This is a genomic window from Zooshikella harenae, assembly GCF_018837975.1.
GTDB lineage: Bacteria > Pseudomonadota > Gammaproteobacteria > Pseudomonadales > Zooshikellaceae > Zooshikella > Zooshikella harenae.
This window is the reverse complement of the sequence record NZ_JAGSOY010000263.1, coordinates 1-1,156: the sequence shown is the minus strand read 5'-3', so window position 1 is coordinate 1,156 and position 1,156 is coordinate 1. Positions and strand designations below refer to the sequence as shown.

Here is a 1,156-nt window from a genome sequence, read left to right as displayed (position 1 = left end):
CATAAAACCGCGCTTTGGCATACACTAAACCGGTCTCGGGATCTTCTTCATGGCCAGTAAAACCAAAGCGGTTCCAACTGTCGCCTTCTTGTAGGCGATGATGGCCCCAGGCGTCATACAGGGTGCGGGTTTGTACGGCACCTGCCGTAGTGGTTAAGTTAACGATGCTGCCCAAGGCATCAAAATGGTAAAAGGCGGTGCCTTCATCGCGGTGGGTGAGGGCCATTAAACGGCCGGGACCGTAATCGTAATGGGCAATAGGTTGATTGGTGGAGTCTAACTGGGCGAGGACACTTTGATCATCATAGGTATACCGTTCTACGCCACGGTTACCTAATTTCTCAACACGTAGACCACGATAGTCGTATAAAAACTGGCCAACGCTGGAACCCCCTTGCATCACCTGTCGTAAATGGTCACGGATGTCATAGACAAAGTCGGTGATTACACCCGCTTTTTGTTTCTGAACCTGATTACCATTAGCATCGTATTGATAACTGACCGCCACACTATCGGCAGGCAGGTCTTTAATTTCCAGCAACTCATTACGCAGGTTATAGCTAAAACCCTGATCTTTAATAACCTGACTGGTGGTTATATCCGTAGTGGTTTCCCGCGTGCGGTTATACACCGCATCATAGGCATACATCACTTGCTGTTCAGGATACGTCACCTGTTGTAGTCGATCTAACGCATCATAGGTATAAGTGGTGGTTTCCAGGGTGCTGCCATTACGAGCAATTTGCTGTAGTCGGTTGCCGTTCGCATCGTACTGATACTGAAATTGCGACACCAGGGTATCCCCTACCCGATGCTCCATGGCTAAAATCCGCCCCGCCCCATCATAGCTTTGGCTGATCGACGCATTATTGGGATACAACGTGCGCAGGAGTAGACCACTGAGGTCGTATTGATAACGGGTACTGCCCTGGGGATTATCCACCCGCGCTAGTCGATTTAGCGCATCATACACATAGCTGGTCTCACGGGGTGTATTCGTCGTCCCTCCACTGGTAGTCCCCCCACCTGTCGTATAACGCAACCCCGTGCGATTGCCATTGGCATCGTATTGATAATTCACCACTTGCCCATAAGCATCCGTGCGTTGACTGAGTCGATCAAAATCATCATAAACCTGCTGAATGACTTTCTGTTC

Annotated in this window: 1 protein-coding gene; it reads right to left on the bottom strand. The window is 49.7% G+C overall.

The window, feature by feature from the left end; genetic code table 11:
* The coding region (locus KCG35_RS25495; protein WP_215822661.1) for an RHS repeat domain-containing protein at positions 1–1,156 on the bottom strand (1,156 nt) is incomplete at both ends.